27 protein-coding genes are annotated in these 26,997 nt (G+C 58.8%); 15 read left to right on the top strand and 12 right to left on the bottom strand.

The features are described 5' to 3' along the window. The first annotated feature begins 11 nt into the window (after positions 1-11). From A0251_RS01005 to A0251_RS00985, 5 genes are all read left to right on the top strand, one after another. Positions 12-206 (top strand): YheV family putative metal-binding protein, encoded by a 195-nt coding sequence (locus A0251_RS01005; RefSeq protein ID WP_062814972.1) that lies wholly within the window; start codon positions 12-14, stop codon positions 204-206. Positions 207-680: 474 nt separating this feature from the next. Next, positions 681-1,220, top strand: coding sequence for a fimbrial protein (locus tag A0251_RS01000; protein WP_062815468.1), 540 nt, complete (start codon positions 681-683; stop codon positions 1,218-1,220). Between the two features lie 71 nt (positions 1,221-1,291). Then, on the top strand, positions 1,292-2,011 hold the full coding sequence (locus A0251_RS00995) for a molecular chaperone (protein WP_062814971.1): 720 nt from the start codon (positions 1,292-1,294) through the stop codon (positions 2,009-2,011). A 30-nt stretch (positions 2,012-2,041) separates the two neighbouring features. Then, complete coding sequence (locus A0251_RS00990; RefSeq protein WP_307188428.1) at positions 2,042-4,552, top strand: fimbria/pilus outer membrane usher protein; 2,511 nt, start codon at positions 2,042-2,044, stop codon at positions 4,550-4,552. After that, entirely contained in the window at positions 4,536-5,567 is a 1,032-nt protein-coding gene (locus tag A0251_RS00985) for a fimbrial protein (protein WP_062814970.1), read from the top strand. Before A0251_RS00990 ends, A0251_RS00985 begins: the two co-directional genes overlap by 17 nt. Positions 5,568-6,057: 490 nt before the next feature. Here A0251_RS00985 and A0251_RS00975 read toward each other — a convergent pair whose 3' ends face one another. Both A0251_RS00975 and A0251_RS00970 read right to left on the bottom strand, forming a co-directional pair. Beyond that, a complete protein-coding gene (locus A0251_RS00975; protein ID WP_062814968.1) occupies positions 6,058-7,257 on the bottom strand; it encodes an NAD(P)/FAD-dependent oxidoreductase in 1,200 nt (399 codons plus the stop codon). 135 nt (positions 7,258-7,392) lie between these two features. Further along, on the bottom strand, positions 7,393-8,169 hold the full coding sequence (locus A0251_RS00970) for a ferredoxin--NADP reductase (RefSeq protein WP_062814967.1): 777 nt from the start codon (positions 8,167-8,169) through the stop codon (positions 7,393-7,395). A gap of 144 nt (positions 8,170-8,313) precedes the next feature. Between A0251_RS00970 and A0251_RS00965 the strand changes: the two genes are divergently transcribed. Next, positions 8,314-9,210: a LysR family transcriptional regulator gene (locus A0251_RS00965; RefSeq protein WP_062815466.1), complete on the top strand. Its 897-nt coding sequence runs from the start codon at positions 8,314-8,316 to the stop codon at positions 9,208-9,210. Between the two features lie 9 nt (positions 9,211-9,219). After that, positions 9,220-9,954 carry an adenosylcobinamide-GDP ribazoletransferase gene (gene cobS, locus A0251_RS00960; protein ID WP_062814966.1) on the top strand — a complete coding sequence of 245 codons (735 nt, stop codon included), beginning with the start codon at positions 9,220-9,222 and terminating at the stop codon, positions 9,952-9,954. A gap of 130 nt (positions 9,955-10,084) precedes the next feature. On the opposite strand, the gene A0251_RS00955 is transcribed toward cobS, so the two are convergent. After that, complete coding sequence (locus A0251_RS00955) at positions 10,085-10,894, bottom strand: DUF3298 and DUF4163 domain-containing protein (protein ID WP_062814965.1); 810 nt, start codon at positions 10,892-10,894, stop codon at positions 10,085-10,087. 168 nt (positions 10,895-11,062) lie between these two features. Here A0251_RS00955 and A0251_RS00950 point away from each other — a divergent pair, with 168 nt between their 5' ends. From A0251_RS00950 to A0251_RS00940, 3 genes are all read left to right on the top strand, one after another. Further along, positions 11,063-11,509: a YtoQ family protein gene (locus A0251_RS00950; RefSeq protein ID WP_062814964.1), complete on the top strand. Its 447-nt coding sequence runs from the start codon at positions 11,063-11,065 to the stop codon at positions 11,507-11,509. Between the two features lie 130 nt (positions 11,510-11,639). Beyond that, positions 11,640-12,122, top strand: a complete 483-nt coding sequence (locus A0251_RS00945) for a hypothetical protein (protein ID WP_062814963.1) — start codon at positions 11,640-11,642, stop codon at positions 12,120-12,122. Between the two features lie 30 nt (positions 12,123-12,152). Further along, on the top strand, positions 12,153-12,515 hold the full coding sequence (locus tag A0251_RS00940; protein ID WP_062814962.1) for an STAS/SEC14 domain-containing protein: 363 nt from the start codon (positions 12,153-12,155) through the stop codon (positions 12,513-12,515). Positions 12,516-12,903: 388 nt separating this feature from the next. Here A0251_RS00940 and A0251_RS00935 read toward each other — a convergent pair whose 3' ends face one another. Both A0251_RS00935 and A0251_RS00930 read right to left on the bottom strand, forming a co-directional pair. Beyond that, positions 12,904-13,245 (bottom strand): helix-turn-helix transcriptional regulator, encoded by a 342-nt coding sequence (locus A0251_RS00935; RefSeq protein WP_062814961.1) that lies wholly within the window; start codon positions 13,243-13,245, stop codon positions 12,904-12,906. A 37-nt stretch (positions 13,246-13,282) separates the two neighbouring features. Beyond that, on the bottom strand, positions 13,283-13,891 hold the full coding sequence (locus tag A0251_RS00930) for an AraC family transcriptional regulator ligand-binding domain-containing protein (protein ID WP_062814960.1): 609 nt from the start codon (positions 13,889-13,891) through the stop codon (positions 13,283-13,285). A 104-nt stretch (positions 13,892-13,995) separates the two neighbouring features. Between A0251_RS00930 and A0251_RS00925 the strand changes: the two genes are divergently transcribed. Beyond that, positions 13,996-15,594 carry a cellulase family glycosylhydrolase gene (locus A0251_RS00925; RefSeq protein WP_062814959.1) on the top strand — a complete coding sequence of 533 codons (1,599 nt, stop codon included), beginning with the start codon at positions 13,996-13,998 and terminating at the stop codon, positions 15,592-15,594. 29 nt (positions 15,595-15,623) lie between these two features. Here A0251_RS00925 and recG read toward each other — a convergent pair whose 3' ends face one another. Together recG and A0251_RS00915 are read right to left on the bottom strand one after the other, a co-directional pair. Beyond that, entirely contained in the window at positions 15,624-17,711 is a 2,088-nt protein-coding gene (gene recG, locus A0251_RS00920) for an ATP-dependent DNA helicase RecG (protein ID WP_062814958.1), read from the bottom strand. Positions 17,712-17,828: 117 nt separating this feature from the next. Next, positions 17,829-18,731 carry a hydrogen peroxide-inducible genes activator gene (locus tag A0251_RS00915; RefSeq protein WP_062814957.1) on the bottom strand — a complete coding sequence of 301 codons (903 nt, stop codon included), beginning with the start codon at positions 18,729-18,731 and terminating at the stop codon, positions 17,829-17,831. A 194-nt stretch (positions 18,732-18,925) separates the two neighbouring features. On the opposite strand from A0251_RS00915, the gene A0251_RS00910 reads away from it, so the two are divergent. From A0251_RS00910 to A0251_RS00895, 4 genes are all read left to right on the top strand, one after another. Beyond that, the gene (locus A0251_RS00910; protein ID WP_062814956.1) at positions 18,926-19,750 is read left to right on the top strand and encodes an NAD-dependent epimerase/dehydratase family protein; all 825 of its coding nucleotides are present in this window, start codon (positions 18,926-18,928) and stop codon (positions 19,748-19,750) included. Between the two features lie 229 nt (positions 19,751-19,979). Beyond that, entirely contained in the window at positions 19,980-20,471 is a 492-nt protein-coding gene (gene purE, locus A0251_RS00905; protein ID WP_062814955.1) for a 5-(carboxyamino)imidazole ribonucleotide mutase, read from the top strand. Further along, positions 20,471-21,577, top strand: coding sequence for a 5-(carboxyamino)imidazole ribonucleotide synthase (locus A0251_RS00900; protein ID WP_062814954.1), 1,107 nt, complete (start codon positions 20,471-20,473; stop codon positions 21,575-21,577). Before purE ends, A0251_RS00900 begins: the two co-directional genes overlap by 1 nt. 229 nt (positions 21,578-21,806) lie before the next feature. Continuing rightward, positions 21,807-22,385 carry a TVP38/TMEM64 family protein gene (locus A0251_RS00895; protein ID WP_231866202.1) on the top strand — a complete coding sequence of 193 codons (579 nt, stop codon included), beginning with the start codon at positions 21,807-21,809 and terminating at the stop codon, positions 22,383-22,385. 35 nt (positions 22,386-22,420) lie between these two features. On the opposite strand, the gene A0251_RS00890 is transcribed toward A0251_RS00895, so the two are convergent. The 5 genes from A0251_RS00890 to gmk form a co-directional block, all read right to left on the bottom strand. Next, positions 22,421-22,657: a DUF2789 domain-containing protein gene (locus A0251_RS00890; RefSeq protein WP_062814952.1), complete on the bottom strand. Its 237-nt coding sequence runs from the start codon at positions 22,655-22,657 to the stop codon at positions 22,421-22,423. 147 nt (positions 22,658-22,804) lie between these two features. Further along, positions 22,805-23,191: a RidA family protein gene (locus tag A0251_RS00885; RefSeq protein ID WP_062815465.1), complete on the bottom strand. Its 387-nt coding sequence runs from the start codon at positions 23,189-23,191 to the stop codon at positions 22,805-22,807. 298 nt (positions 23,192-23,489) lie between these two features. Beyond that, complete coding sequence (gene spoT, locus A0251_RS00880) at positions 23,490-25,601, bottom strand: bifunctional GTP diphosphokinase/guanosine-3',5'-bis pyrophosphate 3'-pyrophosphohydrolase (RefSeq protein ID WP_062814951.1); 2,112 nt, start codon at positions 25,599-25,601, stop codon at positions 23,490-23,492. Between the two features lie 189 nt (positions 25,602-25,790). Further along, complete coding sequence (gene rpoZ, locus A0251_RS00875; RefSeq protein ID WP_062814950.1) at positions 25,791-26,054, bottom strand: DNA-directed RNA polymerase subunit omega; 264 nt, start codon at positions 26,052-26,054, stop codon at positions 25,791-25,793. 108 nt (positions 26,055-26,162) lie between these two features. Then, on the bottom strand, positions 26,163-26,786 hold the full coding sequence (gene gmk, locus A0251_RS00870) for a guanylate kinase (RefSeq protein ID WP_062814949.1): 624 nt from the start codon (positions 26,784-26,786) through the stop codon (positions 26,163-26,165). Between the last annotated feature and the right edge of the window lie 211 nt (positions 26,787-26,997).

Below are 26,997 nucleotides of genomic sequence, written 5' to 3'. Positions count from 1 at the left end.
AAGGGTTTTCTATGAAACGCCAATTTATCGCCGGCGCCACCTGCCCGGAGTGTGGGCAGATGGACAAGATCCAGCGTGTCATCGACGGCGACAGGCAATGGATGGAATGCGTCGCCTGCGGGGCGACAAAGGATCTGGATGCCAAGCCTCCAGAGACGATCGATGCCCTGGCGCAACCGGTCACTTTGCAGCCGCCAAAAAAATAGTTTGGCGGGCAAAAAAACACCACCGGCAAGCCTGTGATTGTCGTCAGTAAAATGGCATAGGGATGTTTGGCTCCTTCCCGGGCCACTGCCCCGCCTTTCCATTCCTGCCCTTCATTTTGCCGATATCCCTCTCTTTTTCCTTTCCTGGCGGGCCATGATTACATGAGCGAGATGGGGTTGCGTGTCTGCGTCAGAAACCCCCTGAGGAATGAACGGAATTCATTAAAACAGGGTATTTTAGGGAAAAAGACGTAGTCGCTATGAAAAAAACTACGCACTAGGCGTGAATACCTTGGTGCCAAGGTGATTATTCGTTATTAGAATGTGTAAAAAAGTAATCTTTCGTATCCGATTTTACATTTAAAATATCTTGCCGCGTGCTAAGTTTCCTCCCGCTGTCTGTTATGTGACCTGTTTCACTGAACAAATGGCGAATTCGGTAATGACCATCCAAAGAGGGAACTTTTCATGCGCATGAACAAGCTTATTCTGGCATCTGCCATCGCGGCATTGTCTGCTCCGGCCCTGGCGGTCGACGGAACCATTACATTCAACGGCCTGGTAACCGACCAGACCTGTGAAATCACCACCCCTGCCGGCAAAGACTTCACCGTCACTCTGCCGACCGTGTCTGCCACCACGTTGAATGCGGCCGCGCAAACCGCAGGCCGTACGCCTTTCTCTATCAACCTGTCCAACTGCAGCAGCGATGGCAAGGTCGCGACCTACTTCGAGCCGGGCCCCACCGTTGATTTCGACACGGGCCGTCTGGTTAACCAGGCTAACGCTGCCGATGCCGCCACTAACGTTCAGATCCAGTTGCTGGGCGAAAACAGCCTGTTCATTCCTGTTCAAGCCGCCGGTGCCGGTGGTGCGCAGGACAACTCCCAGTGGGTTGACGTGACCGCAGGTGGTGCCGCTGACCTGAACTACTACGCCGAGTACTACGCTACCGGTGCAGCTACTGCCGGTACGGTCAATAGCTCCATCCAGTACACCATCATCTACCAATGATGACGTGATGGCAGCTCCCGTTCCCCGGGGGCTGCCAACTATTTTGGCCGGGTAATTCAATGTTATTAAAAATGAAACTGTTCCTGCTGAGCAGCCTTTTGCTGCTGGCAGAGTGGGCCAGTGCCAGTGTGATTATCGATGGCACCCGTGTGGTTTACTCACAAAAAGCCCGCGAGGTGACTGTGCAGCTTCACAACACAGGTGATTCACCGTCGCTGGTCCAGTCATGGGTAGACGAAGGCGATAAGGATGCAACACCGGATACCACGTCGGCACCGTTCATCATTACGCCGCCTATTTCCCGTGTTGAAGCGGGATCTGGACAGGCATTGCGATTGACATTTACCGGCAGGGATTTGCCCTCTGACCGGGAATCCCTGTTCTGGTTGAATGTGCTTGAGGTTCCTCCGGCACCGGAAAGTGCGGAAGACAAGAACCTGATGCAATTGGCATTTCGTTCCAGACTGAAAATTTTCTATCGTCCTGATGGTTTGTCGGGTCGAGCTAACTTGTCCAGTCACTCTCTCGAATGTGATTTCGAATCAGAGCAAAGAGTGATGCGCTGTTCCAATCCAACGCCGTACCACATCAGTGTTGTCAAGTTGGAACTCGCCCATGAAAGCGGCGAAAAAAATCAAGTTGAACAAGGGATGATGTTCTCGCCTTTCTCATCCCACAATTTCGAAATTGGTTTCAAAAACGATGTAAAGGAAGGGACAAAGGCGGTCTTTACATCGATAAATGATTTTGGCGGCGCAGTGGAAGCCAGTATCGATATTGCCCGCCAATAAAAGAATTAACGGCCTAGAGGTCTGGTAAGGATGCCAATGCTGTCGGCGCTATCATTCAAGAAAAGTTTCGCTATCGGTATAGCCATACTGACGGGCGGATTTTGCTGTGGGAATGCCTATGCACAGGAAAAGACGGCGTCTTTTAACTCATCGTTCCTGATGGGCTCAGCCAGGGATATGGATACCTCTCTTTATAGCCATGGCAATCCCGTATCGCCCGGTCAATACCGTCTGGACATGTATGTGAATGGACAGTGGTTTGGCAAGCAGGACATCGTTTTCTCGTCAGTACCCGGGAGAAAAAGTGCAGAAACCTGCTTCACCGTTGAGCAGCTTGCGTTCTACGGCATCGATGTTGAATCCATGGACGCGGCAGAGACGGATATCGAAACGTGCAAGCCGCTCTCGGAGTGGATAGGACAAGCACAATCCCGCCTTGAGATTTCCTCTCTGCGTATGGATCTCACCATTCCTCAGGAGAACATGCGCCGCGAAGCCAGGGGCTATGTCAATCCGGAGCTGTGGGATCGCGGCATTGATGCCGGCTTTATTGGCTATGACCTGAATGCCACTACCATCCGTGCCGACGAGTCCGGTTCCGGCATTTCAAGCAGTGACAACCTCTATCTTGGTCTCAACTCCGGTGTCAATGTGGCCGGCTGGCAGCTGAGACATAACTCAAGCGTATCCAGGCGTTCCGGTGACGGATACGACTGGCAAAAAACCTCAACGTTTGCGCGCCGTGCTTTCTCGGAGATTCGTAGCAATCTGACCATTGGTGACAGCTTTACCAGTGGAGAGCTGTTCGATTCCGTGGCCTATCGAGGCATTAATCTGGCCAGCGAAGACCGTATGCTGCCCGACTCCATGCGGGGATACGCGCCAGTCATTCGCGGCGTGGCGGCAACCAATGCCCGGGTTGAAGTTCGTCAGAACGGCAATCTTCTTTACAGCACCACGGTATCGCCCGGTAACTTTGTCATTGATGACCTTTACCCAACAGGGTTTGGTGGCGATCTGGAGGTGCTTGTCACGGAAGCGGACGGTCAGCAACGGAGTTTCAGTGTTCCCTATTCCTCCATTGCACAACTGCTTCGAGAAGGTATCAGTCGACATAGCGTTACGGTGGCGCAGCTGCGCAATGACGAACTTGAGGATGAGCCTCTGTTCATGCAAGCGACCTACCAGCGCGGTCTGTATCACGATATTACCGGCTATCTGGGCAGTACGGTCAGCCAGGGGTATCGATCTGTTCTGGTGGGCGCCGGTTTGTCGACCAAGCTGGGGGCTTTCTCGTTTGATGTGACCCGGTCGCAGACGGAATTCAGGAATAATGAGGACAAGCTGGGTAACAGTGTTCGCATCAATTATTCCAAAATGCTGAACCAGACCAATACCAACTTTACGCTGGCCGCCTACCGCTACTCCACCAAAGGCTTCTATGGTCTTTCGGATGCCATGTTTGCCAGAGAGTTTGACGAGCAACAGTTGAGTCTGGATGCGCTGAGAAGCCAAAAGAGTCAGTTTCAACTGACATTGAACCAGGCGCTCGGGCGTCGTTATGGATCCTTGTACTTTACCGGGTCCGTGCGTGACTTCTGGGATACTGACGGGGAAACCAAGCAATATCAGATGGGGTATAACAACCGCTTCCGCTCAATCAGCTATGGGATTTCTGCGATTCGGACGACCACCCAGGACGGTGAATCGGATAACCAGTTTGATCTCTCTTTCACCATGCCGATAGGCGGAGGCTACACCGGGAAGTACATTGATGGCGGTGTATCTCTGGATGATGACGGCTACGTGTCCAGCCGTGCCGGCATCAACGACTATAGCGGTGACCGTAACCAGTACAACTATGGCATGCGGGTAACGGACAACGAACAAAATGGGTCCACCGTTGGTGTGAACGCGGAATACCGTAGCCGATTTGCATCCATTAATGGTTCCTACAGCTATAGCGATGATTACCAGCAAGCCTCTGCCGGTGCGCGGGGTGCCTTTGTGGCCCACAAGGATGGCATCACCATGACCCCGCAACATGGCGACACCATGGTGCTGATTGAAGCCAAAGATGCAAAAGGGGCTGGCGTGGTGAGTGCCTCGGGTGTGGAAGTGGATGACTTTGGCTATGCGGTCTTGCCGTACGTGACCCCGTACCGGATGAATCGAATTACCCTGGATCCCAATGGCATTGACAGAAATGTGGAGTTGAAAGGGACCAGTCGTGAGCTGGCGCCCTATGCCGGTTCCATTACCCGGGTGACCTTTGAAACAGAAAAAGGGCTACCGATTCTGATAAAAGCGCACCGACGTGATGGCATCAGTTTGCCGTTCGCTGCCCGGGTCTTTGACACGTCTGGCAATGAAGTCGGTGTGGTCGGCCAGAGCAGCGTCATTTTTGTACGCAGCGAGCAGCGACAAGGGATATTGACGGTGAAGTGGGGTGGGGAGCAATGCCGGCTGACTTACCAGCTTGGTGATGTGTCCCCGGAACAGGAGTTCGGTTTTGAAAAAACCAATGCGATTTGTCACTGATCGGTTTGCCAGACTGGCAGGGTACCTGATAGCGGTCGCCCTGCTGTCCTTGTTGAGTATGGCGGGCCATGCCGCCTGTTATGTGTCGTCCGGATTCACCCCTCAGGACGTACAGATGGATTGGGGGCGTGTGTTGATTCAGCCGGATTTGCCCGTCGGCGCGGTGATCCAGACCCTGCAACGGCCAATCACTGGCAAAAATAATGCCGGCTACTGTAATTATGGTGGCTTTTCCAGGGGCGAGTTTGTCCGTAATCCCGCTGCAGTCCCCGGGTTTTCCAATGTCTATCAGACGGATGTGCCGGGCGTAGGAATTCGGGTTTATCGGGAAGCGGGCAATATCTCCACCTACTACCCCCATCAGATCAATTTCAGCGGCAATCGGCAGTTGAACCTGATTGGCGGGTATTTCAAGGTGGATCTGGTGAAGACGGCGGCGGTCACCGGTGCCGGCCCCATTGGGCCGCCCGGATTGTTTACCACCTATTATCTGGATGGCTCCGGCATCAACAGGCCGGTTCTGACTTCCACGTTGACCGGGCAGGGGGTCACCATTGTGACGTCATCCTGTCAGGTTGATGCGGGATCCAAGAATATCGCCGTCAACTTTGGCTCGGTGTCCAACCGTGATTTCAGCGGGGTCGGGTCCAGGGTGAATCCAAGAGATTTCGAGATTCGCATGCGATGCCAGGGCGGCAATGTGGCCGGCATGGATCAGGGGCTCATCAAGGTAAGGTTTGATGGAACCCGGGACGTCTCGAACCTGCCGGGCGTGCTGGCCATTGATGCTGGCCCGGCATCCGCCAGCGGTATTGGCATTCAGCTCAACCAGACCCTGGGTGGCACCGAACAGGTCGTGACTCTGGGTGAAGGGGTTGCCCTTGGGCGCACGCCCATCAACGACTCCGCGGAGTTTGTTCTGCCCATGCGTGCCTACTATATCCAGACGCAGTCAGGCACGGTCGGCGCAGGCACCGGTAATGGCAGGGCCACGTTCACCATTGAGTACCATTAATGGTACTCAATGACATAGCGCATGCTGACGGGCCCCGTCTCCGAAGCGGCAATACGTTCGTGGAGAGACTCTGACCGGCTGATAACCTCCGGTTGGGCGTGACGGTTTCCGGACACCGGCTCGAGATAAGTCCTGCCTATGTGCTGGTCAGCAGACAATGCCTGATTGCCGCAGCTGTCTACAATGACGTCCGTATACCCCACCTGGCTCTGCGTCCCTGGCTGACAAGACGCATAAACAACCGCTCCCTGGAATGAAATCGTATTGCTGGCCATGGCGGCTGAGGCTGAAAGTGCCAGTAGTACGGTAATCCCCGCTCGGCTTGCAGTGTTCATGTTGCCCCCTTCGATCACTATGTAATTATTTTGTCTAAGTGCGAAGGTTTATTTCTAGTACTTTTTCATTGGTTTTATGTAGCGATTGGCGCGCTCTTTTACATTCTCGGCACTCAAAGGTGGAAAATGGCGGATGGCCGGTTACGACATGCCGGTCAGTCGAGCAGGGACTGTTTCAGTCCAGCAACCGTCTTCACCATCTGTATGCGTAGCCATGGCACCCTTTCCATGGCTGGAAAGAACAGATCCCGTCCGCGGGATACCGTGCGACTGTGCGACTGGAAGGCGGGGGTCAGCCAGCGGCTCATACGCTGATAGAAGCGAATCTGTGGTTCCCGTTGACGGTGATAGTGACGCCAGACCTGGGGCCAGGCGTCTGATTCCGCAACCGCCTGGCCAATGGCCCGGGCATCGAGCAGGGCCATGTTTGCCCCCTGACCCAGTTGCGGGCTCATGGCATGGGCGGCATCGCCAATGATGCCCAGCCGGTTTTCCCCCCAACGATGCATGATCACATCCCGGTAAGTGGCGGGCAGTAGCTGGTCTTGATGGGTCAGTGGGGCCAGTAGAGTCTCCAGCTGTGGCCACAGCTGGAGTGCCTGATCACGCCAACCGGAAAAATCAAAATCCCGATGTTGCCAGTGACGCATCTGCGCCACCGGCAGGCTCCAGAAGAAACTGGCCAGGGGTTGGTTCGGCTGTTCCGGGCAGCAGCCGGTGGGCAGGATGCCGACCATCTGGCTCGCCCGGTGATAGCGCTGTTGCAGCAGCGGCGCCGCAAATGATTCCACCATGGGCTGAATAGCCCACATGGCGCCCCAGGGGTAACGCCTGTCATAGCGGGTCCAATCCGTTGGCCGCAGGCGGCTGTGGCTGCCATTGGCGATCAGAACCGCATCAAAAGATCGCCGACAGGGCTCCCCTGCGTTGTCGGCGATTACCGTGGTGTGCGCTTCCGCCACCTCCACGGCGCTGACGGTGCAGCCCATCAAACGCTCATGGGGCAGTGTCTGCAGGTGACAGTCCAGCACATGGCAGAGGCTGGCGCGATGAATGCCTAGACCGTGGCTGTGGTCGTCCAGGCTTCGGTAGGCAGTGTTCATGATGCGGCGACCATCGCGGGTGTGACCGATCAGGGCATCAACGCGGGCGCCATATCCCAGCATGGCCTGGTACAGTCCCATGTCCTTGAGCACTGACAGGCCGGTGGGCTGCAGCAAAAGACCGGCTCCTACTGGTGCCAGCGCCTCGGCCCGTTCGATCAGGGTGATGTGGTGGCCTTGTTCAGCAAGCAGGGCAGCAGTAGCCAGGCCGGCGGTACCGGCGCCGATAATGGCGATGGATTGTGGTTGCATCGAATGAATGTCCCTCCCTGGTAACATCCTGCTCATGCTAACAAGGAAGCGTGCTGTCGGTTGGTATCGGGCTTCAAAAAAACGGGCCGCGAAGGCGGCCCGGAGCGTGTTGCGTGAAGCGTGTCAGCGTCTAACTCATTTCTCCACAAACGCCCGTTCGATCACATACTCACCCAGTTCCCCGCCGCGGGTTTCCTTGAAGCCCCAGCCATCGAGAATGGCCTGGGTATCCTTGAGCATGGCCGGGCTGCCGCAGAGCATGAAGCGGTCGTTTTCCAGGCTCGGTGTCGGCAGGCCCAGATCCTCGAACAGCTTGCCGCTGGTCATCAGGTCGGTGAGGCGACCCTGATTGCGGAAGGGTTCGCGGGTCACCGTCGGGTAGTAGAGCAGCTTGCCCTTGACGAATTCGCCAAAGAATTCGTTGTTGGGCAGCTCGCTCTGGATGGTGTCCTGGTAAGCCAGCTCCGACACATGACGGACCCCGTGGGTGAGGATCACCCGGTCGTACTGGTCGTAGACCTCCGGGTCCTTGATGATGCTCATGAACGGCGCCAGACCGGTGCCGGTGGACAGCAGCCACAGATTCTTCCCCGGCAGCAGGTGATCGGCCACCAGGGTGCCGGTGGGCTTGCGGCTCACATAAATCTTGTCACCCGGCTGAATGTTCTGCAGCTGGGAGGTGAGCGGGCCATCCGGCACCTTGATGCTGAAGAACTCCAGTTCTTCCTCGTAGTTGGCACTGGCGATGGAGTAGGCGCGCAGTAACGGGCGGCCATTGTCCTGTTCCAGGCCAATCATGGTGAAGTGGCCGTTCTTGAAACGGAAACCCGGATCACGACTGGTGGTGAAGCTGAACAGGGTATCGTTCCAGTGGCGTACGCTTGTGACGGTCTCAGTATTCAAATTAGACATAATTAAATCAGCGCTTATTCCAAAATCTCAGTTGGTGGAAATTTAAACGAAACCTGTTTATCGGTAAAATGGGTAATTCCGATGTATTATATCGGCATTGCCGATATGGGCGTTCCACGTCTGACTCTACCGGAGGGAGTGGCCATGAAATTTACCCTGCGTCAGCTTCAGGTCTTCCTGGCCACGGCGCACCACGAGAACATCAGCAAGGCGGCAGAGAGCCTGAGCATGAGCCAGTCCGCCGCTTCCGGTGCCCTCAAGGAGCTGGAGGCCCTCTACGACCTGAAGTTCTTCGAACGGGCCGGCAAGCGACTCAAACTCAATGAGCTGGGCCGCCAGTTCTGGCCCCGGGCAGAGGCGTTGCTGGCCCAGGCCCGGGAGCTGGAGGCCGACCTGCTCAGTCACCGAGATCTGGGCCGTTTGAATGTGGGGGCCACGCTGACCATCGGCAATTATCTGGCGGTGGGGATCATGGCCGATTATATGGCGGAGCAGCCCGGCGCCCGGGTACACCTGGAGGTGGCCAACACGCGGACTATCGTGGAGCGGGTGCTGGCGTTCGAGCTGGATCTGGGGCTGATTGAGGGCGAACTGAACCACCCGGACCTGGAGTTGTTGCCCTGGCGAGAGGATGAGTTGGTGGTGTTTTGTAGCCCGGATCATGCTCTTGCCGGTAAGGAAGCACTCACAGATCAGGACTTGCGGGAGGCTCACTGGATTGTCCGGGAATCCGGCTCTGGCACCCGGCAGACGTTTGAGCGCGGCCTGCATGGTCTGGTACCGGAGCTGGATCTGGCCCTGGAGCTGGAGCACACCGAAGCCATCAAGCGGGCAGTGGAAGCGGGTCTGGGGATCAGTTGCCTGTCCCGGGTGTGTCTGCGTGAGGCGTTCAGGCGTGGTTCGCTGGTGGAATTGCCGGTGCCCCATCGGGATTTCAGCCGTGATTTCTACTTTGTGCTGCATCGCCAGAAATACCGCAGTCCCGGTATCGAGCGGTGGCTGGAATTATGCCGCGCCCCCGTGCGGCAACCCATTCAATAGGGAGTTGCCGTGAAACAGGAATGGCAGGCCTTCTGGCTGGCGCTGGGCTTTTTGACCCGGATTCCCATGCTGGTGAAGATCGATTATTCCCAGCGTCTGATGAATCGTGCCAGTGTTTATTTCCCCCTGGTGGGACTGTTGCTGGGCGGCCTTTATGCGGCGTTGTTCAGCGCTCTGGTGGTGTTCTGGAGCCCGCCGGTGTGTATCGGTCTGGTGCTGGCGTTTCATTTGTGGATTACCGGTGCTTTCCACGAGGACGGCCTGGCGGACAGTATGGATGCGCTGGGCGGTGGCTACACCGTGGCCCGGCGGCTGGAAATCATGAAGGATAGCCGTATCGGCACCTATGGTGCCGTGGCGCTGATAGTGGCGCTGGGCCTGAAGGCCGTGTTGCTATTGGAGGCCGAGCCGGTCTGGCTGGCGCTACTGGTAACGCCTGCCATTAGTCGTCTAACACCCCTGCTGCTGATGCGCTTTCTGCCCTATGTGACCGACCCGACTACCAGTAAAAGCAAACCGGTGGCGGAAGCCTTCAGCAGCCAGCGATTGCTACTGGCCACACTTTTCATCCTGGGGGTGGCGTTGCTGTTCTCGGTGTGGCTGCCTGCCTTGTTGGCGGTGGGGCTGGTAGCGTTGCTGTGGGGCGTCAGCCTGAAGCGGCAGCTCGGTGGCTATACCGGGGATGCGCTGGGGGCCAGTGTGGTGTTTACCGAGTTGGTGTTGTTATTGGGGCTGACTTTGTAGGGTGAATCAAGCCAGTCTCGAGGTTCGAGAAGCGAGTTTCGAAAATCAAAACCGGTTTTGAACTTCGTTACTCGAGCCTCGCCACTCGTACCTTATTCTTCGCCAGCAGGCTGGCTCCTACGCTGAGTGATTACGGGTTGAGGTATTTCCCCCGCACAATCCCGTCCAGTTTTTCATACGGAATGGTCAGTTCAGGTTGCCCCATGGCATAGGGGGCGATGTGGTAGACGTTGTAGTGTAGCACCAGGCCGTTCTTGCTGAAGTAGGCGTTGTCCGTGCGATCGAAGGGCCAGCTGTCACGGAAGGCCTGATCCAGGTTTTCCTCATCCAGCCATTGCTGGTGGCGGGATCGGGCCAGCTCCCAGAAAGCCTCTTGTTGGCCGGGTTCCAGCAGATCATCCAGTCCCAGCTCTTGCTGGCGGGCCAGGTCCCAATGGAAATACTGCACCCCGGGTTGGCCGTGGGCGCCACCGGTGTACTCGTAACTGTCCAGACGCAGGGTCAGCAGGTCACCGCGGCGACCCTGGCGCTTGATGGTGGCGTTCAGCTCCCAACCCTGTCGGGACGCCATGGCCATGTCCGACGCATCGGCCAGAAACGCATCCACCAGCCCTTCGATGGTGCCGTCATGGGGGCTGCTGCCCTGGTTCTGGACCAGCATGCCGGCCAGCTGGGTGGTGATCGCATCGTTCAGGGTCGGTTGGTTCTCAAAGGTGATCCATTCCAGCTCAACCCGTGGGCAGCCGTCCCCCTGGCATTGCTCGTCGGTCTTTTTCAGGGTGTGAAGAATGCGTATCAGCTCACCGGTATTGCCCGGTACGTTGTCAGACTGCTGGCTGGTGGTGTCCGCCTTGGCATCAGGGGAATCGCTATCCTGAGTATTGTTATCACAACCTGCCAGCATTGCAGCCGCCAGCAGAAACAGAAATCTGATGCGCATGGGGTCGCCTTTTCACAAAGTTCGGAATGGGGGCATTTAACGGCAGCAGCCTTGCTTTTTGCAACCGGGAACCGGACAGGTTGATGAAATAACGGGCCCGTAACAGGTTCTTTGCTAGCCTGCTATGCTAGCCGGTTTCACAGACACTGTATCAAAGGGAGAAACGCAATGAGCTTCTGGACGGTTTACCTTTCCGGAGAGATCCACACCGACTGGCGCGAACGGATCATTCAGGGTTGTGCCGAGAAAGAGCTGGATATCGAATTTACCGGTCCAGTGACCGACCATGAAGCCAGCGACAAGGTAGGGGTCAATATTCTTGGCGCGGAAGAAAAGCGTTTCTGGGAAGATCGGCTGGGCGCCGGCATTAATGGTATTCGGACCCGTAAACTGATCGATCAGGCCGACTTGGTGATCGTGCGTTTCGGGCCCAAATACAAGCAGTGGAATGCGGCCTTCGATGCGGGCTACACGGCGGCATTGGGGACCCCGATGATCATTCTCCACGATGAGGAACATGACCATCCGCTCAAGGAAGTGGATGCGGCCGCGGACGCCGTGGCACGCACTCCTGAACAGGTGGTAGAGATGCTGGAATATATCCTCAACGCCTGACGCACACTCGGGGCCGGGCTGCCCGGCCCGCCCGTTTTACCCCTTTTTTTCATCTCCTCAGGAGTATTCCCGGGATTCTGCTTGTCCTACCGGAAGAGAGAGACCGACAAGCAATACAAGGAGTGCTCCAATGACACATCGTTTACTCGCAGCCGCCGCACTCATGCTGGTAACCACATCCATTTCCTGGGCGAATACCGAGGGGGTCCCCAATGTGAAGACCCCGGATCCGGAGAAAGTTACCGCCCAGATGGAAGATACCCTGGAAGAAATCCAGGCGTTTACGGTGGAGCAGAAAAACGATGCCATGCGTGCTGCCCGCCATGCGCTGGATGACCTGGACCGGCAGATCACCTTGCTGCAAAGTGAGATCGACAGCCGTTGGCAGGGACTTTCCCAACAGGCACGGCTGGACAAACAGTCCGCCATGGCCACGCTGAAAGAGCAACGTGCAGAGCTGGAGTCCCGTTATCAGGCGCTACAGCAAGCCAGTGCCGACAACTGGGAGGCTGCCAAGGTAAAATTCTCCCGAGGTTGGGACGCGGTTAAACAGAGCTGGCAGGCGCTGAATGCACCTGTAGCAGAAAGCACGGAGAGCCCTGAGGAAAACTGAGGGTCGTGCAGCAAACTGGGAGGGGCTGGCATGCTGACATTGATTCCGTTCGACGATGATCGGGTCGTCGGGGCAAGGATTTCCGGGAAGATCACCCGCCCGGAATTCGATACCGTGGCGGCCGCTCTGGAAGCGGCGCTGGCCAGACACGACAAGGTGCGTTTCTATGCGGAAATGGAAACCTTTGGTGGTGTGGCCATGGATGCCCTGTTCCAGGATCTGAAATTCGGCCTGCGCCACTGGCAGCATTTCGAGCGAGAGGCTGTCGTCACCGATCAGGACTGGATGCGGCGCCTGGCGTTGCTGGCGGACAAGCTGCTGCCCTCCATCGATGTCAAAGTCTTTGCCCGCGATGACACGGCCAGCGCCAAGGCCTGGATCTGTGCGGACTGATCACAGCCTCCTCCTGCCTGTTCGCCAGGCAAAAAAGAAGGGCCGTCCGGCCCTTCTTTGACGCTCCCGCATTGTGTTTCCGGCAGGCTATCCTGCCAGTCCTCGAAATCATCCAGCGCCTGGCGCCAGTCCATGCGGGGTCGGGTTTGTTCCCTGGCGACCTGGTGAGCGCCACCTTTGCGCATCAGCGGATCCATCGCCGCCCAGTTGCGCAGGGGTTTAGGGCCTTTTGCCATGGTTTTTCTTCCTCAAACTAAAGTGATGACATCCTTGGTATCCAAACGGCTCCCTGGCATGTCGGAAGCGGCGGCGATACTACGCCGCAGTTCCCGGTTCCACTAGTGGTGCCAGGAAAAATTGTTGTCAGAATCGTCATGCCCTGCGTCCGTTACCGGTCGTCTTCGTGGTGCTGTCGGCGATACTTCCCCGGAGACATGCCTTCCCAGCGGGCAAACGCCCGGGTGAATGAGCTTTGTTCGGTATAGCCAACCATGCCGGCAATATCTGACAGACCAAGCCGGGACTCACGCAGGTAATTGGTTGCCAGTGTGTGGCGGGTTTGATCAAGCAGGCTCTGAAAAGAGATGCGCTGCGCCCGTAACCGTCTTTGCATTGAACGGGCAGAAATGCCGTTTTCTGCTGCGAGCTTTTCCAGTGATGGCGGCTCTCGGGTGAGGATCTGCAGCAATTGTTTGCGATAGAGACCGATTTCCTCATTCTCCAGGGTCAACTTTCTGAGCTGTTGTTGCGCTTGATTGTCCAGAATGTCATGGAGATATGGGTCGGTTTTGGGGATGGGGGGAAAACAGATTCCTGACAGGGAAAACCAGTTTGGGCATTGCCTGGTCGAATAACACATCACAGCCAAAAAACTGTTCATAAAGCGCCCGGTTCGCGGGAGGGGGGCCAACAAATTCAACCGAGGATGGAAATACGGGTTTCTGGTTGATGGCCTGAATCAACTTGAGGGTGGTGCCCAGCCCCAGCTCATCCCATAACTGGCCACTCCAGCCATGCTCAAGAGGCCAACTTAACACCAGATGATCCGCGTCAATATGTGCCTTTACCGGGTTCATTTCTGAAATCAGCACATGGTAGCGCTGCCCTTTGGCCAGGGCATCCATGACGTTGTTGCTGCTCAGAAGCAGGTAACCAACCGGCCCCAGATACCGTAACGAGAAATGGTTAGCCACAGACAGGCCGAAGGCGGAATCCCTTACCGTGCGGGCACCTTTCTCCAGCATCTCTTTCCAGCGATCTTCCGCGATCCGGCTTCCGGCCTTTGGCATTTTGCCCAGCACGTTTTCGGCCGCGATCCCCCGGCTTGTCAGGTGGTCGAAAAGCAAATGTGAGTAGGTGGCATCAATGCAGCGCATAGGGTGTCGTGATTTGCTAAAAGCTGTCCGATTCTGGCAAGACGGTCAGGCGGCATCAAAGCCATATTTGTATACGTCATGTTGCGGATTTGTCGGAGTAGGCTATGCAAATAAAAAGACGTTGCCGGTGGGGCCTGAAGGCGCTTGTCTGGGTTCCGTTTGCGTTTCTGGTGGCATGTGGCGGTGGCAGTGGCGGGACCAGTGCGCCCCCCGTCAACCCGAACAATGATGACCAGGAGCCGGAGGTAGTGGATACCCCTTCACCCGTGGCTCCCCGTTCCTCCTGTGAGGGCACGGTTGCCGAAGGAAGACTGGGGCAGGCCGGTCGATGGGTGATCGATGCAGACTGCCGGGTGGTGATTCTTCAGGGGGTGAACCAGATCAGTAAACTGCCACCCTATACGCCAGAAGCCATCGGCTTTGGCGAGGATGACCTGCGCTATATTGCCAGCCAGGGTTTCAACACCATTCGGCTAGGATTCATCTGGAAGGCATTTGAACCGGAACCGGGTCAGTACGATACCGATTATCTGGAATCGTTATACCGTACAGCGCAGGCCGCATCCGATGCCGGTTTGTGGGTGCTGTTTGATTTCCATCAGGACATGTATAACGAAAAATTCAGTGGTGAGGGCTTTCCCGACTGGACCGTGTTTGATGACGGCTTGCCCAACCAGCCCGACCTGGGTTTCCCGGGAAACTACTTCCTGATGCCCGCCTTGTGGCGTGCCTATGATCACTTTCTGGATAACGACCAGGACCTGGCGGGTCGTCCTATGCATGAGGCGTTCGCCGAAGCCTGGCGCCGAGTGGCCGCCCGCATCAAGGATGTCGACAGATTGCTGGGTTATGACCTGTGGAACGAGCCTTTCCCAGGCACTGCGCTGGCGCTCTGTGCCAACCCGCTGGGTTGCCTGCTGAACAATCAGGACAAAAAGCTGACCGCAGTCAGTCGTCTGGCCGCGGATGCAGTTCGGAAAGAAGACGATACCGCGATTATTTTCTATGAACCCTTCGTCACCTTTAACAACGGCGCAGATACCGCACACGGTGGCGTTGGTGAAGACGTCCAGGCTGGCATGTCCTTTCACAATTACTGCCTGGCCAAAACGCCGGGTTTGCCGGGGCTGCCGCTTACCGATCCGGGGTGTGGGATCGAAGAGCAGTTGGTGTTCACCAATGCAGAGAGGCAGGCCAGGGAAAAGAACGATACCCTCATCCTCAGCGAGTTTGGCGCGTCCAATGACCTGGTAACGATTGAGCGGTTGATCACGCTGGCTGCAAAAAATCGTGTGTCCTGGCAGTACTGGGCATGGTGGAATCGTGATGTTTGCTGCGAGCGTCCGGAAGAGGGGATCATTACCCATCCCTCAGACCCGCCACTGCCTGAAAACCTGAATCAGGAAAAACTGGATGTGCTGGTGAGGGCTTACCCGCAGCGTGTGGCCGGGGTGCCGGAGAGTTACGGGTTCGATCGCAAGAACAAGGTTTTCCATCTGACCTATTCCACTCAGCGTGCCGACGGGAACGGCCATTTTGCGCCCGGTTCTGTCACCGAAATCTTTGTCCCGGAACGGCATTATCCCGATGGCTATCAGGTGTCTGTGGAAGGGGGGCAGGTGCTTCCCGGATCCGCGGATCAGATACTTCGGGTGGTCAGCTATGCGGGGGTGGGGACGGTGACAGTCAGGGTGACTCCATAACGTTGCGGGGGGGAGGGGTGAGAGGCTCCCTAAATGTCGGCATAGCTTTCTCCCCCTTTCAGCCAGCGCCGCAATAGTGATTCGACATTCTCGGGGTGGCCGCGGAGCAGGTTGTCGGCCACCTCCCGGGCGGGTTCCATCAGGGACTCATCGCGGACCAGGTCGGCAATGCGGAATGCCATGTCACCGGTCTGGCGGGTGCCCAGCCATTCGCCGGGGCCGCGCAGCTTCAAATCTTCCTCGGCGATCACGAAGCCGTCGGTGGTGTCGCGCATTACCGCCAGGCGTCGTTTGGCAGTGAGCGACAGGGGCGTCTGGTAGAGCAGCAGACAGTAGCTTTGCTCGCCGCCCCGGCCCACCCGGCCACGAAGCTGGTGGAGCTGGGCCAGTCCCAGCCGTTCCGCATTCTCCATCACCATCAGGGTGGCATTGGGCACATCCACACCCACCTCGATCACGGTGGTGGCCACCAGTAACTGGGCCTCGCCACTGGCAAATCGGGCCATGCGTTCTGCCTTCTCCTTTGCCTTCATACGCCCATGCACCAGTTCCACGGTAAGGTCGGGCAGGGCGGCCTGCAGTTCCTCAAACGAGGCCTCCGCCGCCCGCGCCTGGATTTCCTCCGACTCTTCAATCAGCGGGCATACCCAATAGGCCTGGGTGCCCTGCTGGCAGGCATCGTTGATACGCTCGATCACCTGGGGCCGGCGTCCTTCCGGTAGCACCAGGGTATCGATGGGTTTGCGTCCCGGAGGCATTTCGTCGATCACCGAGGTATCCAGGTCACCATAGACACTCATGGCCAGGGTGCGGGGGATCGGGGTGGCGGTGAGTACCAGCTGGTGGGGCACCTGGATGCCGTGTGGGGTATCGAAACGGCCTTTTTCCCGCAGGGCCAGGCGCTGTTGCACGCCAAAGCGATGCTGTTCGTCGATGATGGTCAGGCCCAGACGATGGAACTGCACCGTCTCCTGAAACAGGGCATGGGTACCGACGACGATAGGGGCGCTGCCGTCGGCGAGGGCAGCCTGGGTTTCCCGGCGTGCCTTGGCCCCCAGGCTGCCGGCCAGCCAGTGCACCGGGATGCCCAGCGGTGCCAGCCAGTGGCGGAAGTTGTCCCGGTGCTGTTCGGCCAGCAATTCCGTGGGGGCCATCAGGGCCACCTGGTAGCCGGATTCGATGGCGGCCAGGGCGGCGGCGGCGGCCACCAGCGTCTTGCCGGACCCCACATCCCCCTGGACCAGGCGCAACATGGGGTGCGGGTTGCCCATGTCGCCAAGTAATTCGCCGATCACCCGCTGTTGGGCGCCGGTGAGAGAGAACGGCAGGCTGGCCTGCAGTTGTTCGAATAATGCATCCGCGTGCAGGCGCGGCGCATGGAAGGCTTTCTGGCCCGCCCGTTTCTGCAGCATGCCCAGCTGGTGGGCCACCATTTCTTCCATGACCAGTCGTTTTACTGCCGGATGCTTGCCGTCCAGCAACAGGTTGACCGGATCATCCGGGCGTGGATTGTGCAGTTTGCTCAGGGCGTCGGTGAGCGAGGGCAGGCCGCGTTGATCCAGCAGCGTGGCGGGAATCAGTTCTGCCGGAGGGTGACCCTGAAGGTAATGCAGGGCCTGACCGGCCAGGTTGCGCAGCAGTTTCTGGCTGACCCCTTCGGTGGTGGGGTAGACGGGAGTCAGTGCTTTTTCCAGGGGGGGCAGGGTGCTGCCAATTTGATATTCGGGATGATAAAACTCCAGCCCGGCTGCCCCGGGGCGGGGTTCGCCATACACGCGAATGGGCCTGCCCCGCTCCATGTTGTTCTTCTGCGCGGCGCTGAAATGATAAAAGCGCAGGGTCACCATGCCGGTGCCATCGGCTACCTTGCAGAGCAACGATCGTCGGCGGCCGAACACCACATCGGCCGCCATCACTTCGCCCTCGATGACCACCCCGGTTTCCGGGCGCAGACTGCCGATGGGGGTAATACGGGTGCGGTCTTCGTAGCGAAACGGCAGGTGGAAGAGCACATCTTCCAGACTATGCAGGCCCAGTTTCGCCAACCGTTCAGCCGCAGCGGGACCGACGCCTTTCAGGCGGGTGATGGGCAGGGCGGAGAGACTGTCACTGGCCATTATACCGCGCCGCTGTAGGAGCACCTCTCGAGGTGCGAACGGTACTTGGGAGATCGTCTTCAAACAGGTTCGCACCTCGAGAGGTGCTCCTACGGGGAGCGATCATCCAACCCATGATTAACCGGCCAGCCCTTCCTTCGGCACCGCCTGGCGTAGCACCTCAATGGCTTTCGGCCGCGGGAAGCTGTCCCGCCAGATCAGGGCAATGGTCCGCGCCGGAACCGGGGCCTTGAAGGGGCGTACCGCGAACGTGGCCTTGTCGTAGCCATGCTGGTGCAGGGCAGAGTTGGGCAGCACGGTGATGCCCAGACCGCTGGCGACCATGTGCCGCAGCGTTTCCAGGGAGCCGCCCTCAATCTGCACCAGATTGCGCTGGCGCTGGGAATCGATGGCCGGGCACAGTTCCAGTACCTGGTCCCGGAAACAGTGGCCTTCCCCCAGCAGCAGCAGGGTTTCGTCCAGCAACTGGTCCGGGGCGATTTCGGTCTGGGCGGTCCAGGGATGATCGCCGGGCAGCAGCACGGAAAAGGATTCCTCGTACATGCGTGCCCGCACCAGGCCGCCGCCGGAGAAAGGCAGCGCCACAATAATGGCATCCAGGTCGCCCTGTTCCAGCTTGCGCCGCAGCACGTGGGTGTAGTTTTCCTCGATAAACAGGGGCATTTCCGGTGCCGCGGCGCGTACCTTCGGGACCATGGTGGGGAACAGGTAGGGGGCCACCGTAAAAATGGCGCCAACGCGCAGTGGCGAGCCCAGTTGGTCCTGCTGACTCATGGCCATCTGCGTGAGCAAGTCCGCCTGTTCCAGCACCCGCTGGGCCTGGGCGACAATGGGTTCGGCCTGGGGCGTAACCACCACTTCCCGTGGACGACGTTCGAACAGGGGCATACCCAGCTGCTCTTCCAGCTTTTTGATCGCCGCACTGAGAGTGGGCTGGCTCACGTTGCAGGCCTGGGCAGCGTGGCCAAAATGGCGCTCCCGGGCCAGGGCGACGAGATAGCGTAGTTCTGTTAATGTCATGGCACTGATTCGCTTATCCAATTACTGGCCATTGTGCCTAGAAAACATGGCAGTGAATAGTTAACAGTGAATAGTTAATAGCTCGCGAGAAAGGGTCGGAGAGCTGCGGTAATAGCAGACGCGCGCCTACCTTGGATCAAGTGCGTTTTTCGCTATTAACTATTCATTATTAACTATCAATTGGTTTTTCATTTATGTCCCACATTCTGATTGCTGGCCTGGGAGATCTGGGGACCGGCCTTGCGGAACAGTTACTGGCGGACGGACACCGGGTCAGCGCTATTCGCCGGGGCAGCCGTTGCCCCGCCGGGGTGGAGTTGTACAGTCAGGACCTGTTGGAGGGTGCGGCCCTGTTGCCGCCGGATCCGGTGGATCTGGTCGTCATCATCATGACGCCCTCCGAGTACAGCGAAGAAGGCTATCTGAAGGCCTATGTCCGGGCGCCACAGACCCTGCTGGATGCGTTGGCCGGGCAGCAGCCGCTGCCGCCGGTGATCTTTGTGTCCAGTACGGCGGTGTTCGGTGAGGTGGCGGGCGAGGTGGATGAGCTGACACCGCCTCGACCCACCCGGTATAACGGCAAGGTGCTGCTGGCTGCGGAAGAAGAGCTGAGCATTCGCAGCCACTGTACCGTGGTGCGGTTTTCCGGCATCTACGGACCGGGCCGTTACCGGCAGATCGACAAGGCGGCGCGGCTGGCCCGGGGCGAGGAAGCATTACCGGCCGCCCAGTGGACCAATCGCATTCACCGGGATGATTGTGTGGGCCTGCTCAAGAACGTGGCGGATGGCTGGCTGGCAGGGCAGGAAATGCCGCCGTTGGTGATCGGTACCGACAACGTGGGTGGACGTAACCTGGACGTGCTGCAATGGTTGGCCCAGCAGCAGGGGCTGACCCTGGCGGTGCCCGACGACGCGCCCGCTGGCAAGCGGATTCGCAGCCAGTACATTCGCCAGGGGCATTACACCCTGCACTATCCGGGTTACCAGGATGGTTACGCTGCCCTGATCAGCCGATAAACGGCGCCATCCACCAAAAACCGGGGAAAAGTGCCAGAAATATCGGTAACCAGTTGAATTTAAGGTTTATTTTTCACTTTTAACTATGAATTATTAACTATGAATTATTCACTGCCCCTAAAGCGGACTTGCCTCCCGCGCACGCGCTAGTAAAGTGTGCGCCTCAAATTTTTCTGTGGCGGGCGAAAACCCCGCAAAAGCCCGTGGTGGGCGCGATGGAGTGAAGCGAATGAGCACACCGGTTGCCGTGGTAATGGGCTCCCAGTCCGATTGGGAAACCATGAAAGAAGCCTGTGACGCCCTGACCCAGTTCGGCGTGGGCTGGAAGGCGGAAGTGGTGTCTGCCCACCGGACCCCTCAGCGCATGTATGATTTCGCCAAAAGCGCCCACGATAATGGCTATCAGGTGATCATTGCCGGTGCCGGTGGCGCTGCGCACCTGCCAGGCATGATCGCTTCCCTGACCCCGCTGCCCGTGCTCGGCGTGCCGGTGAAAAGCCGCACCCTGTCCGGCTGGGACAGCCTGTTGTCCATCGTGCAAATGCCCAAGGGCGTGGCCGTGGGCACACTGGCCATCGGCGCGGCCGGTGCCTGGAACGCGGGTCTGCTGGCGGCACAGATGCTGGCCGCGGGTAACCCGGAGCAACTGCAGAAGATCGCTGACTGGAAAGCCACCCGGGCCGCTGACGTGCTGGCCAATGCTGAGCTGGGTGAAGGCTGATGAATCGCGTGCTTGTTCTTGGTGGAGGCCAGCTTGGCCTGATGATGGCGGAAGCGGCGGCCCGGCTGGGGCTGGTGGTGGATCGTTACGACCCGGAGCGGGCCTTGCTGTTGCCCGGCACCTCGGATCTGGCGGTGCCAATCAGTTGGGAGGAGTGTCTGGAGCGTTACCCGGTCATTACCGTGGAGCGCGAGGCCTTCCCGGAAACAGGCCTCTCTGCGGAGCTGGCAACAAGCGATCGCTGTGTGGCCCGGGGCGCCCTGCAAGTGATCCCGGACCGGTTCACCCAGAAGTCCATGCTCGACAAGCTGGGCATTCCCACTGCTCCCTGGGTAACCCTGGATCAGCCGGAAGATCTGGCTGCGGCCGTGGAAAAGTTTGGCGGCGTGGTGGTCAAGGCACGCACCGGCGGTTATGACGGGCGCGGCACCTGGATCATTGGCGAAGGCGGTGATCTGGGCGCGGTGCCTGTCAGCGAACTGGCCGGAAAGGCCATCATCGAACAAAAAATCCCTTTCCGCCGCGAGTTGTCCATTGTCGGTGCCCGCAGCACCCGCGGCGAAACCCTGTTCTACCCGCTCACCCGCAACTGGCATGTGGACGGCATCCTGCGCCTGAGTTTGGCCCCGGCCAATGCCTGTGCCGATCTGCAGAAGCCGGCGGAGCAGATGCTCAAGGGCATCATGGAAGAGCTGGACTATGCCGGTGTGATGGCGGTGGAATTCTTCGAAACCGATGGCCAGCTGATGGTCAACGAGATTGCCCCGCGAGTGCACAACTCCGGTCACTGGACCCACGAAGGCGCGGACTGGTCCCAGTTCGATTTGCATGTCCATGCCCTGGCCGGCGTGCCCCTGCACGCGTTGAATGTGCACGGTCCCACTGCCATGGTGAATCTGATCGGCACTCCCTTCGAAAGCGCCTGGCTGCAACACCCGGGTGTGGTGCACTGGTACGGCAAGGGCGTGCGCCCGGGCCGCAAGCTGGGCCACGCCAACCTGGTGGCGGACAGCCTGGAGGGGCTGCGCGCGGGTCTGGACGCCTGGGCAGATGTGCTGCCGGAAGGCTATCAGGCCGTGCTCGATTCCGAATTGGCGCTGGGCTGAAGCCAGAATGGACGAGCAGGGAGAATAACGCCTGCTCGTGAGTGCTGAGTGCTGAGTGTCGAGTCACGAGTTTCGAGGAGCGAAAGGCAAACAGGGTTTGATTTTCGAAACTCGTTTCTCGTCACTCGCGACTGTCTCCAATCCCCCCGCCAGGCGCAGGTTCGCTTCACATTTCCGTGGCGCACCTATCGGGTACACTGTTGGTTAAACCTGAAACAGGAATCCGGATGTGGCTTCCCCCCTTGCCATGACACGTTATCGACGACTGATCCTGCTGGCTGTGATGCTGGTTTCCGTGCTGCTCATTGTGGAACTTACCGGGCTGCGCGAGCAGTTTTCCCTCACGGCTTTGCGGACGTTGCTGGAAGCCAATCTGCTGGTGGGCGTGCTGCTGTTTGTGCTGGCGTTTGCCATCGGCAACCTGATACAGCTGCCGGGCTGGCCGTTTCTGGCGGCGGCCATACTGGCGCTGGGCACAGTGGCTGGCGGACTGGTGACGTATGTGGCGGCCTGCGTATCCTGCCTGGTCACCTTCCAGGTGGTACAGGGGGTGGGCGGCAGCGCCCTGCGCGATATCGACAAACCCCTGGCAAGAAAGATCCTCGCCCGGCTGGACAGTCACCCGGTGCGCAGTGTGATGTTGCTGCGGTTGTTGTTCCAGACCATGCCTGCCCTGAACTACACCCTGGCATTGAGCGGGGTGAAACGCCGGGATTACCTGCTTGGCTCTCTGTTGGGCCTCCCCTTTCCCTTGCTGATCTACTGCTTTTTCTTCGACCGCATTGCCCAGGTCCTGCAGCTGGCGTAACAGGATTCTGGCGTCAGGGAATTGCCTGGAAATGGCTAATGCCGAAGCAGTGCGCTCAAGCTGTCCACCGCTTCGGCCCAATCCGCGTCTTCACGAATGGCCTCAGCCAGAAAGCGCGCCTGCGCGTCGTTCCAGAAGGGCGCCTGGTGCAGGTGCATGCTGTCTTTCAGGGTGCCAGCGTACTGATGGATGAAGTCTTCGATGGCCGCATCGCTGTTTTCCAGGCCGAGCTGGGCGAACAGGGTGGGCAAGTCGTGGGTTGCGGTATCCATATCGCAGTCCCTCCATAGCGGATGACGTTGTCCCCAGATGGTGCGCTTTTTGACCGCCGTTGTCTTCCCCCGTCGGGATCAGGTTTGTTAACGAAACACGCCCGCAAGTAGCGGGCGTGTTGCAGGGCGAATGCGGCTTTTGCCTGGTCAGGCAATATCCATGATGCCGTCCATTTCCACCCCGGCACCCTTGGGCAGGGCAGCTACGCCTATAGCCGCCCGGGCCGGGTAGGGTTGTTTGAAGTGGCGGGCCATCACTTCGTTGACCAGGGCGAAATGGCTCAGGTCGGTGAGGAAGATGTTCAGCTTGACGATGTCCTGCAGGCTGCCGCCGGCGGCCTCGCACACGGCGGTCAGGTTGCTGAATACCTGCTCGATCTGCGCTTCCATGTCGCCGTCCACCAGTTCCATGGTGTCGGGGACCAGGGGAATCTGGCCAGACAGGTAAACGGTCGCGCCGGCCTTGATGGCCTGGGAATAGGTACCGATGGCCTGGGGCGCCTTGTCGGTGCTGATCACGGAATGGTTGGACATGGTTGGTTCTTCACTTGGTTGAGCTGCCAGCGCCATGGCGCTGACAGACGAAATCAGGAAAGGGGCTATGCTTGCACGCAGCAGGCTCGCACGCAACATGGGCGGTTCCAGCCGGCCTGTAGGAGCGTCGCTGGCGGCGCGATTCAACAGTAACGAGTCACGAGAAGCGAGTTTCGAAAGGCATCATCTGACAGGTTGTCGCCTTTCGAAACCCGCTTCTCGCAACTCGCAATATCACCAAGTCGAACGCCAGCGTTTCTGGAGAGAAAGCGCCCTCTGTAGTGAGGACAGAGGGTTTCTACAATCGGTGAATCCGCACGATGCTGTCCAGGGTGCGCAGCTTCTTGATGATGCGGGCCAGGTGAATCCGGTCCCGGACGGTCATGGTCACGTTGAGGGTGGTGAGTGTGGGATCCTTTTCGGCCATGTCGATGGTGTCGATATTGGAGCCCAGCTCGGAGACGCTGTTGGCCAGGGTGGCAAGGACGCCGCGCTTGTTGATCAGCTCGATGCGCAGGGCGGCGGTGAATTCCTGCTCCACCTGTTTGTCCCAGCTCAGCGCGATGCATTTTTCCGGGGCGTTTCGCATTTCTGCAAGCAGGTTCTTGCAGGTGTCCCGATGCACCACGATGCCGCGACCGGCACTCAGATGGCCGATGATGGTATCGCCGGGCAGGGGCAGGCAGCACTTGGCGTAGCTGACCATCAGGCCTTCACTGCCGCGGATGGCCAGCGGGCGACGGTCGTCCTCATGCTGACGTTCATCGTCATCGCGGGCGCCGGCCAGCTTGCGGGCCACCAGCGGCGCCAGGCGATTGCCCATGCCGATGTCTTCCAGCAGGTCGTCCAGCTCCACATAGCCGTTTCCGGCCAGCTCGCTCACCACCCGTTCGATGGGCAGCTCGTCCATGCCGATGTCATAAGAGTGCAGGGCTTTCTCCAGTAGCCGCTCACCCAGTTCCACCGCATCCTCGCGACGCTGGTGCTTGAGGAAATGGCGGATGTTGGTGCGTGCCTTGCCGGTGACCACGAAGTTGAGCCAGGCCGGGTTGGGGGTGGCGTTGGGGGCGGTGATGATCTTCACTGTCTGGCCGGATTCCAGGGGTGTGGAGAGCGCTGCCAGCTTGCCGTCGATGCGGGCGGCCACGCACTTGTTGCCGACCTTGGTGTGTACCGCATAGGCAAAATCCACCGCGGTGGCGCCGCCGGGCAGTTCCTTGATGTCGCCCTTGGGGGTGAACACATAGGCCTCGTCCGGGAACAGGTCCACCTTCACGTTCTCGATGAACTCCATGGAGTTGCCGGCTTTCTGCTGCAGTTCCAGCAGGCGCTGCATCCAGCTCTGGGTGCGGCTGTGGGTGGGCGAGCCGGGCTCATCGTCGGCCTTGTATAGCCAGTGGGCGGCAATGCCGTTATTGGCCATGGCCTCCATTTCCTCGGTGCGGATCTGCATTTCCAGGGGAATGCCGGAGCGCGCCTTGAGGGTGGTGTGCAGGGACTGGTAGCCGTTGGCCTTGGGAATGGCGATATAGTCCTTGAAGCGGCCGGGGATCGGGGTGAAGTAGTTATGCACGGCGCCCAGCACCCGGTAACAGGTATCCACCCGGTCCACGATGATGCGGAAACCGAACACATCCATGATGTCGGCGAAGGGTTTGTGCTGTTCCTTCATCTTGGTATAGATGCTGAACAGGTGCTTCTCGCGGCCCAGCACCCGCGCTTCGATGCCTTCTTCTTCGAGACAGTGTTCCAGGCTGGCCTTGATGGTGGTGAGGATTTCCTTGCGGTTGCCACGGGCCTTTTTCACCGCCTGGCCGATCAGGCGGGCACGCATGGGGTAGATGGCGTGGAAAGCCAGGTCCTCGTACTCCACCCGCATGTTGTACATGCCCAGCCGGAAGGCGATGGGCGCATACAGTTCCAAGGTTTCGGTGGCGATGCGGCGGCGTTTTTCCGCGCGCATCACGTGCAGGGTGCGCATGTTGTGCAGGCGGTCGGCCAGCTTGATGAGGATGACGCGGATGTCCCGGGTCATGGCCAGCATCATCTTGCGCAGGTTCTCCGCCTGCTGTTCCGCCTTGGACTCGAACTTGATCTGGGCGATCTTGGACACGCCATCCACCAGCTCGGCCACTTCTTCGCTGAATTCCCCGGCCAGCTGTTCCTTGGAGATGCCGGTGTCCTCGATCACGTCGTGCAGCATGGCAGCCATCAGTGAGGCATGGTCCATGTGCATGTCGGTGAGGATGTTGGCCACGGCCAGCGGGTGGGTGATGTACGGGTCCCCGGTGCGGCGGTACTGCCCCTCGTGCGCTTGCTCGGCAAAATGGTATGCGCGTACGACCTGGGCGATCTGATCGTCGTCCAGGTAACTGCGTAACCGTTTTTCCAGGTTATGAATGGTGGGCAAAAGTCCTCGTCACGCCCGGGGCGGAGTAATGATCAGGAATGACTTCAAGCTTAGATTTGGCGAGGGGATTTGTCTATGACAAGGGCGATAGTCACCGGCAATGAATTTTCCGGGTGGGTCGCGGAGGGGAAAAGTGGCAGACAGGGAAATACCGGCAAGCGCCCGGGCGGGCACTTGCCAGAGACGGTATTACTCGCCGAAGGACTGGGTCAGCAGGGCCAGTTCGTCCACGTCAGCGCTGCGGTCAGCGATCGGGTTGTCCACGGATTCGGAGGTCACGTGACCTTCGGCGATTTCACGCAGGGCCACCACGGTGGGTTTGTCGTTTTCCCAGGCCACGCGGGGTTCCTTGCCACCGGTCTGCAGTTGACGGGCGCGCTTGCCGGCTACCAGTACCAGCTCAAAGCGGTTATCCAGTTTTTCCAGGCAATCTTCAACGGTTACACGGGCCATGCTGTTCTCCTACAGGGTGGCGATGCCGATGGCGGCAGCGCCTGAAATTCGCGAGGGGGAGCGATTTTACTGGTGAATTGGTGAGCAAGTCCAGCGCCGCCGGGCAGCCTACCGTTTGCCCAGCAGATTGCTCAGGGTGGCCGCGAGCCGTGCGGATTGCCGGGATGTGATCAGCCGGCGGGCTTCCAGGATGGCTTCCAGTTCGTACAGAGCGCGCTGGAAATCATCGTTCACTACCAGATAGTCGAACTCTCCGTAATGGCTCATCTCCTCCTGGGCACCGTCCAGACGTTGCTGGATCACCGTCTCGTCGTCGGTGTCCCGCCCGCGCAGGCGCTCGGCCAGGGTTTCCAGGGACGGCGGCAGGATAAAGATGCTCACCGAGTCCGGCAGCTGCTTGCGGATCTGGGTGGCGCCCTGCCAGTCGATCTCCAGAATTACGTCATCGCCGCTGCGCAGGGTCTGGGCCACCCAGTCGGCGCTGGTGCCGTACAGGTTGCCGAACACCTCGGCATGTTCCAGAAACCGGCCCTGCTCCACCTGGCGAACAAAGGTGTCGCGGTCGGTGAAGTGGTAGTTCACCCCGTCTTCTTCCCCGGGACGCATGGCGCGGGTGGTATGGGAGACGGAGATGCGCACTTGCTCCAGCTTGTCGACCAGCGCCGCCACCAGGCTGGTCTTGCCGGCGCCGGACGGGGCGGAAATGATATACAGCGTGCCTTTGTCGGCCATAACAAGCAGTGTCCTGTGATTCCCATAAAGGGCGCATTATAGGCGCAAAGGCGGGGGGCGTCATATGGGGCCTGATGGCAGGGCGAGCCGTCACAGGTTACAGTTTTCCCTGCGACCCATTCCATGGCGAAGGGAGCGAGTCGGTGTGGCCCGGTGGGGCGCACAAGCTTCTAGAAGGTTGAATCGTTAACAGATTGATTTTTTGCATGAG

The sequence above is a fragment of the Alcanivorax sp. NBRC 102024 genome (genome assembly GCF_001602235.1).
Taxonomy (GTDB): domain Bacteria; phylum Pseudomonadota; class Gammaproteobacteria; order Pseudomonadales; family Alcanivoracaceae; genus Alcanivorax.
The sequence above is the reverse complement of the archived record's forward strand: the minus strand, read 5'-3'. Positions and strand labels throughout refer to the sequence as shown.

Coding starts and splice junctions, on each gene's coding strand:
- A0251_RS01005 (WP_062814972.1), top strand. CDS start 12: ATGAAACGCCAATTTATCGCCGGCGCCACCTGCCCGGAGTGTGGGCAG.
- A0251_RS01000 (WP_062815468.1), top strand. CDS start 681: ATGAACAAGCTTATTCTGGCATCTGCCATCGCGGCATTGTCTGCTCCG.
- A0251_RS00995 (WP_062814971.1), top strand. CDS start 1,292: ATGAAACTGTTCCTGCTGAGCAGCCTTTTGCTGCTGGCAGAGTGGGCC.
- A0251_RS00990 (WP_307188428.1), top strand. CDS start 2,042: ATGCCAATGCTGTCGGCGCTATCATTCAAGAAAAGTTTCGCTATCGGT.
- A0251_RS00985 (WP_062814970.1), top strand. CDS start 4,536: ATGCGATTTGTCACTGATCGGTTTGCCAGACTGGCAGGGTACCTGATA.
- A0251_RS00975 (WP_062814968.1), bottom strand. CDS start 7,257: ATGCAACCACAATCCATCGCCATTATCGGCGCCGGTACCGCCGGCCTG.
- A0251_RS00970 (WP_062814967.1), bottom strand. CDS start 8,169: ATGTCTAATTTGAATACTGAGACCGTCACAAGCGTACGCCACTGGAAC.
- A0251_RS00965 (WP_062815466.1), top strand. CDS start 8,314: ATGAAATTTACCCTGCGTCAGCTTCAGGTCTTCCTGGCCACGGCGCAC.
- A0251_RS00955 (WP_062814965.1), bottom strand. CDS start 10,894: ATGCGCATCAGATTTCTGTTTCTGCTGGCGGCTGCAATGCTGGCAGGT.
- A0251_RS00950 (WP_062814964.1), top strand. CDS start 11,063: ATGAGCTTCTGGACGGTTTACCTTTCCGGAGAGATCCACACCGACTGG.
- A0251_RS00945 (WP_062814963.1), top strand. CDS start 11,640: ATGACACATCGTTTACTCGCAGCCGCCGCACTCATGCTGGTAACCACA.
- A0251_RS00940 (WP_062814962.1), top strand. CDS start 12,153: ATGCTGACATTGATTCCGTTCGACGATGATCGGGTCGTCGGGGCAAGG.
- A0251_RS00930 (WP_062814960.1), bottom strand. CDS start 13,891: ATGCGCTGCATTGATGCCACCTACTCACATTTGCTTTTCGACCACCTG.
- A0251_RS00925 (WP_062814959.1), top strand. CDS start 13,996: ATGCAAATAAAAAGACGTTGCCGGTGGGGCCTGAAGGCGCTTGTCTGG.
- recG (WP_062814958.1), bottom strand. CDS start 17,711: ATGGCCAGTGACAGTCTCTCCGCCCTGCCCATCACCCGCCTGAAAGGC.
- A0251_RS00915 (WP_062814957.1), bottom strand. CDS start 18,731: ATGACATTAACAGAACTACGCTATCTCGTCGCCCTGGCCCGGGAGCGC.
- A0251_RS00910 (WP_062814956.1), top strand. CDS start 18,926: ATGTCCCACATTCTGATTGCTGGCCTGGGAGATCTGGGGACCGGCCTT.
- purE (WP_062814955.1), top strand. CDS start 19,980: ATGAGCACACCGGTTGCCGTGGTAATGGGCTCCCAGTCCGATTGGGAA.
- A0251_RS00900 (WP_062814954.1), top strand. CDS start 20,471: ATGAATCGCGTGCTTGTTCTTGGTGGAGGCCAGCTTGGCCTGATGATG.
- A0251_RS00890 (WP_062814952.1), bottom strand. CDS start 22,657: ATGGATACCGCAACCCACGACTTGCCCACCCTGTTCGCCCAGCTCGGC.
- A0251_RS00885 (WP_062815465.1), bottom strand. CDS start 23,191: ATGTCCAACCATTCCGTGATCAGCACCGACAAGGCGCCCCAGGCCATC.
- rpoZ (WP_062814950.1), bottom strand. CDS start 26,054: ATGGCCCGTGTAACCGTTGAAGATTGCCTGGAAAAACTGGATAACCGC.
- gmk (WP_062814949.1), bottom strand. CDS start 26,786: ATGGCCGACAAAGGCACGCTGTATATCATTTCCGCCCCGTCCGGCGCC.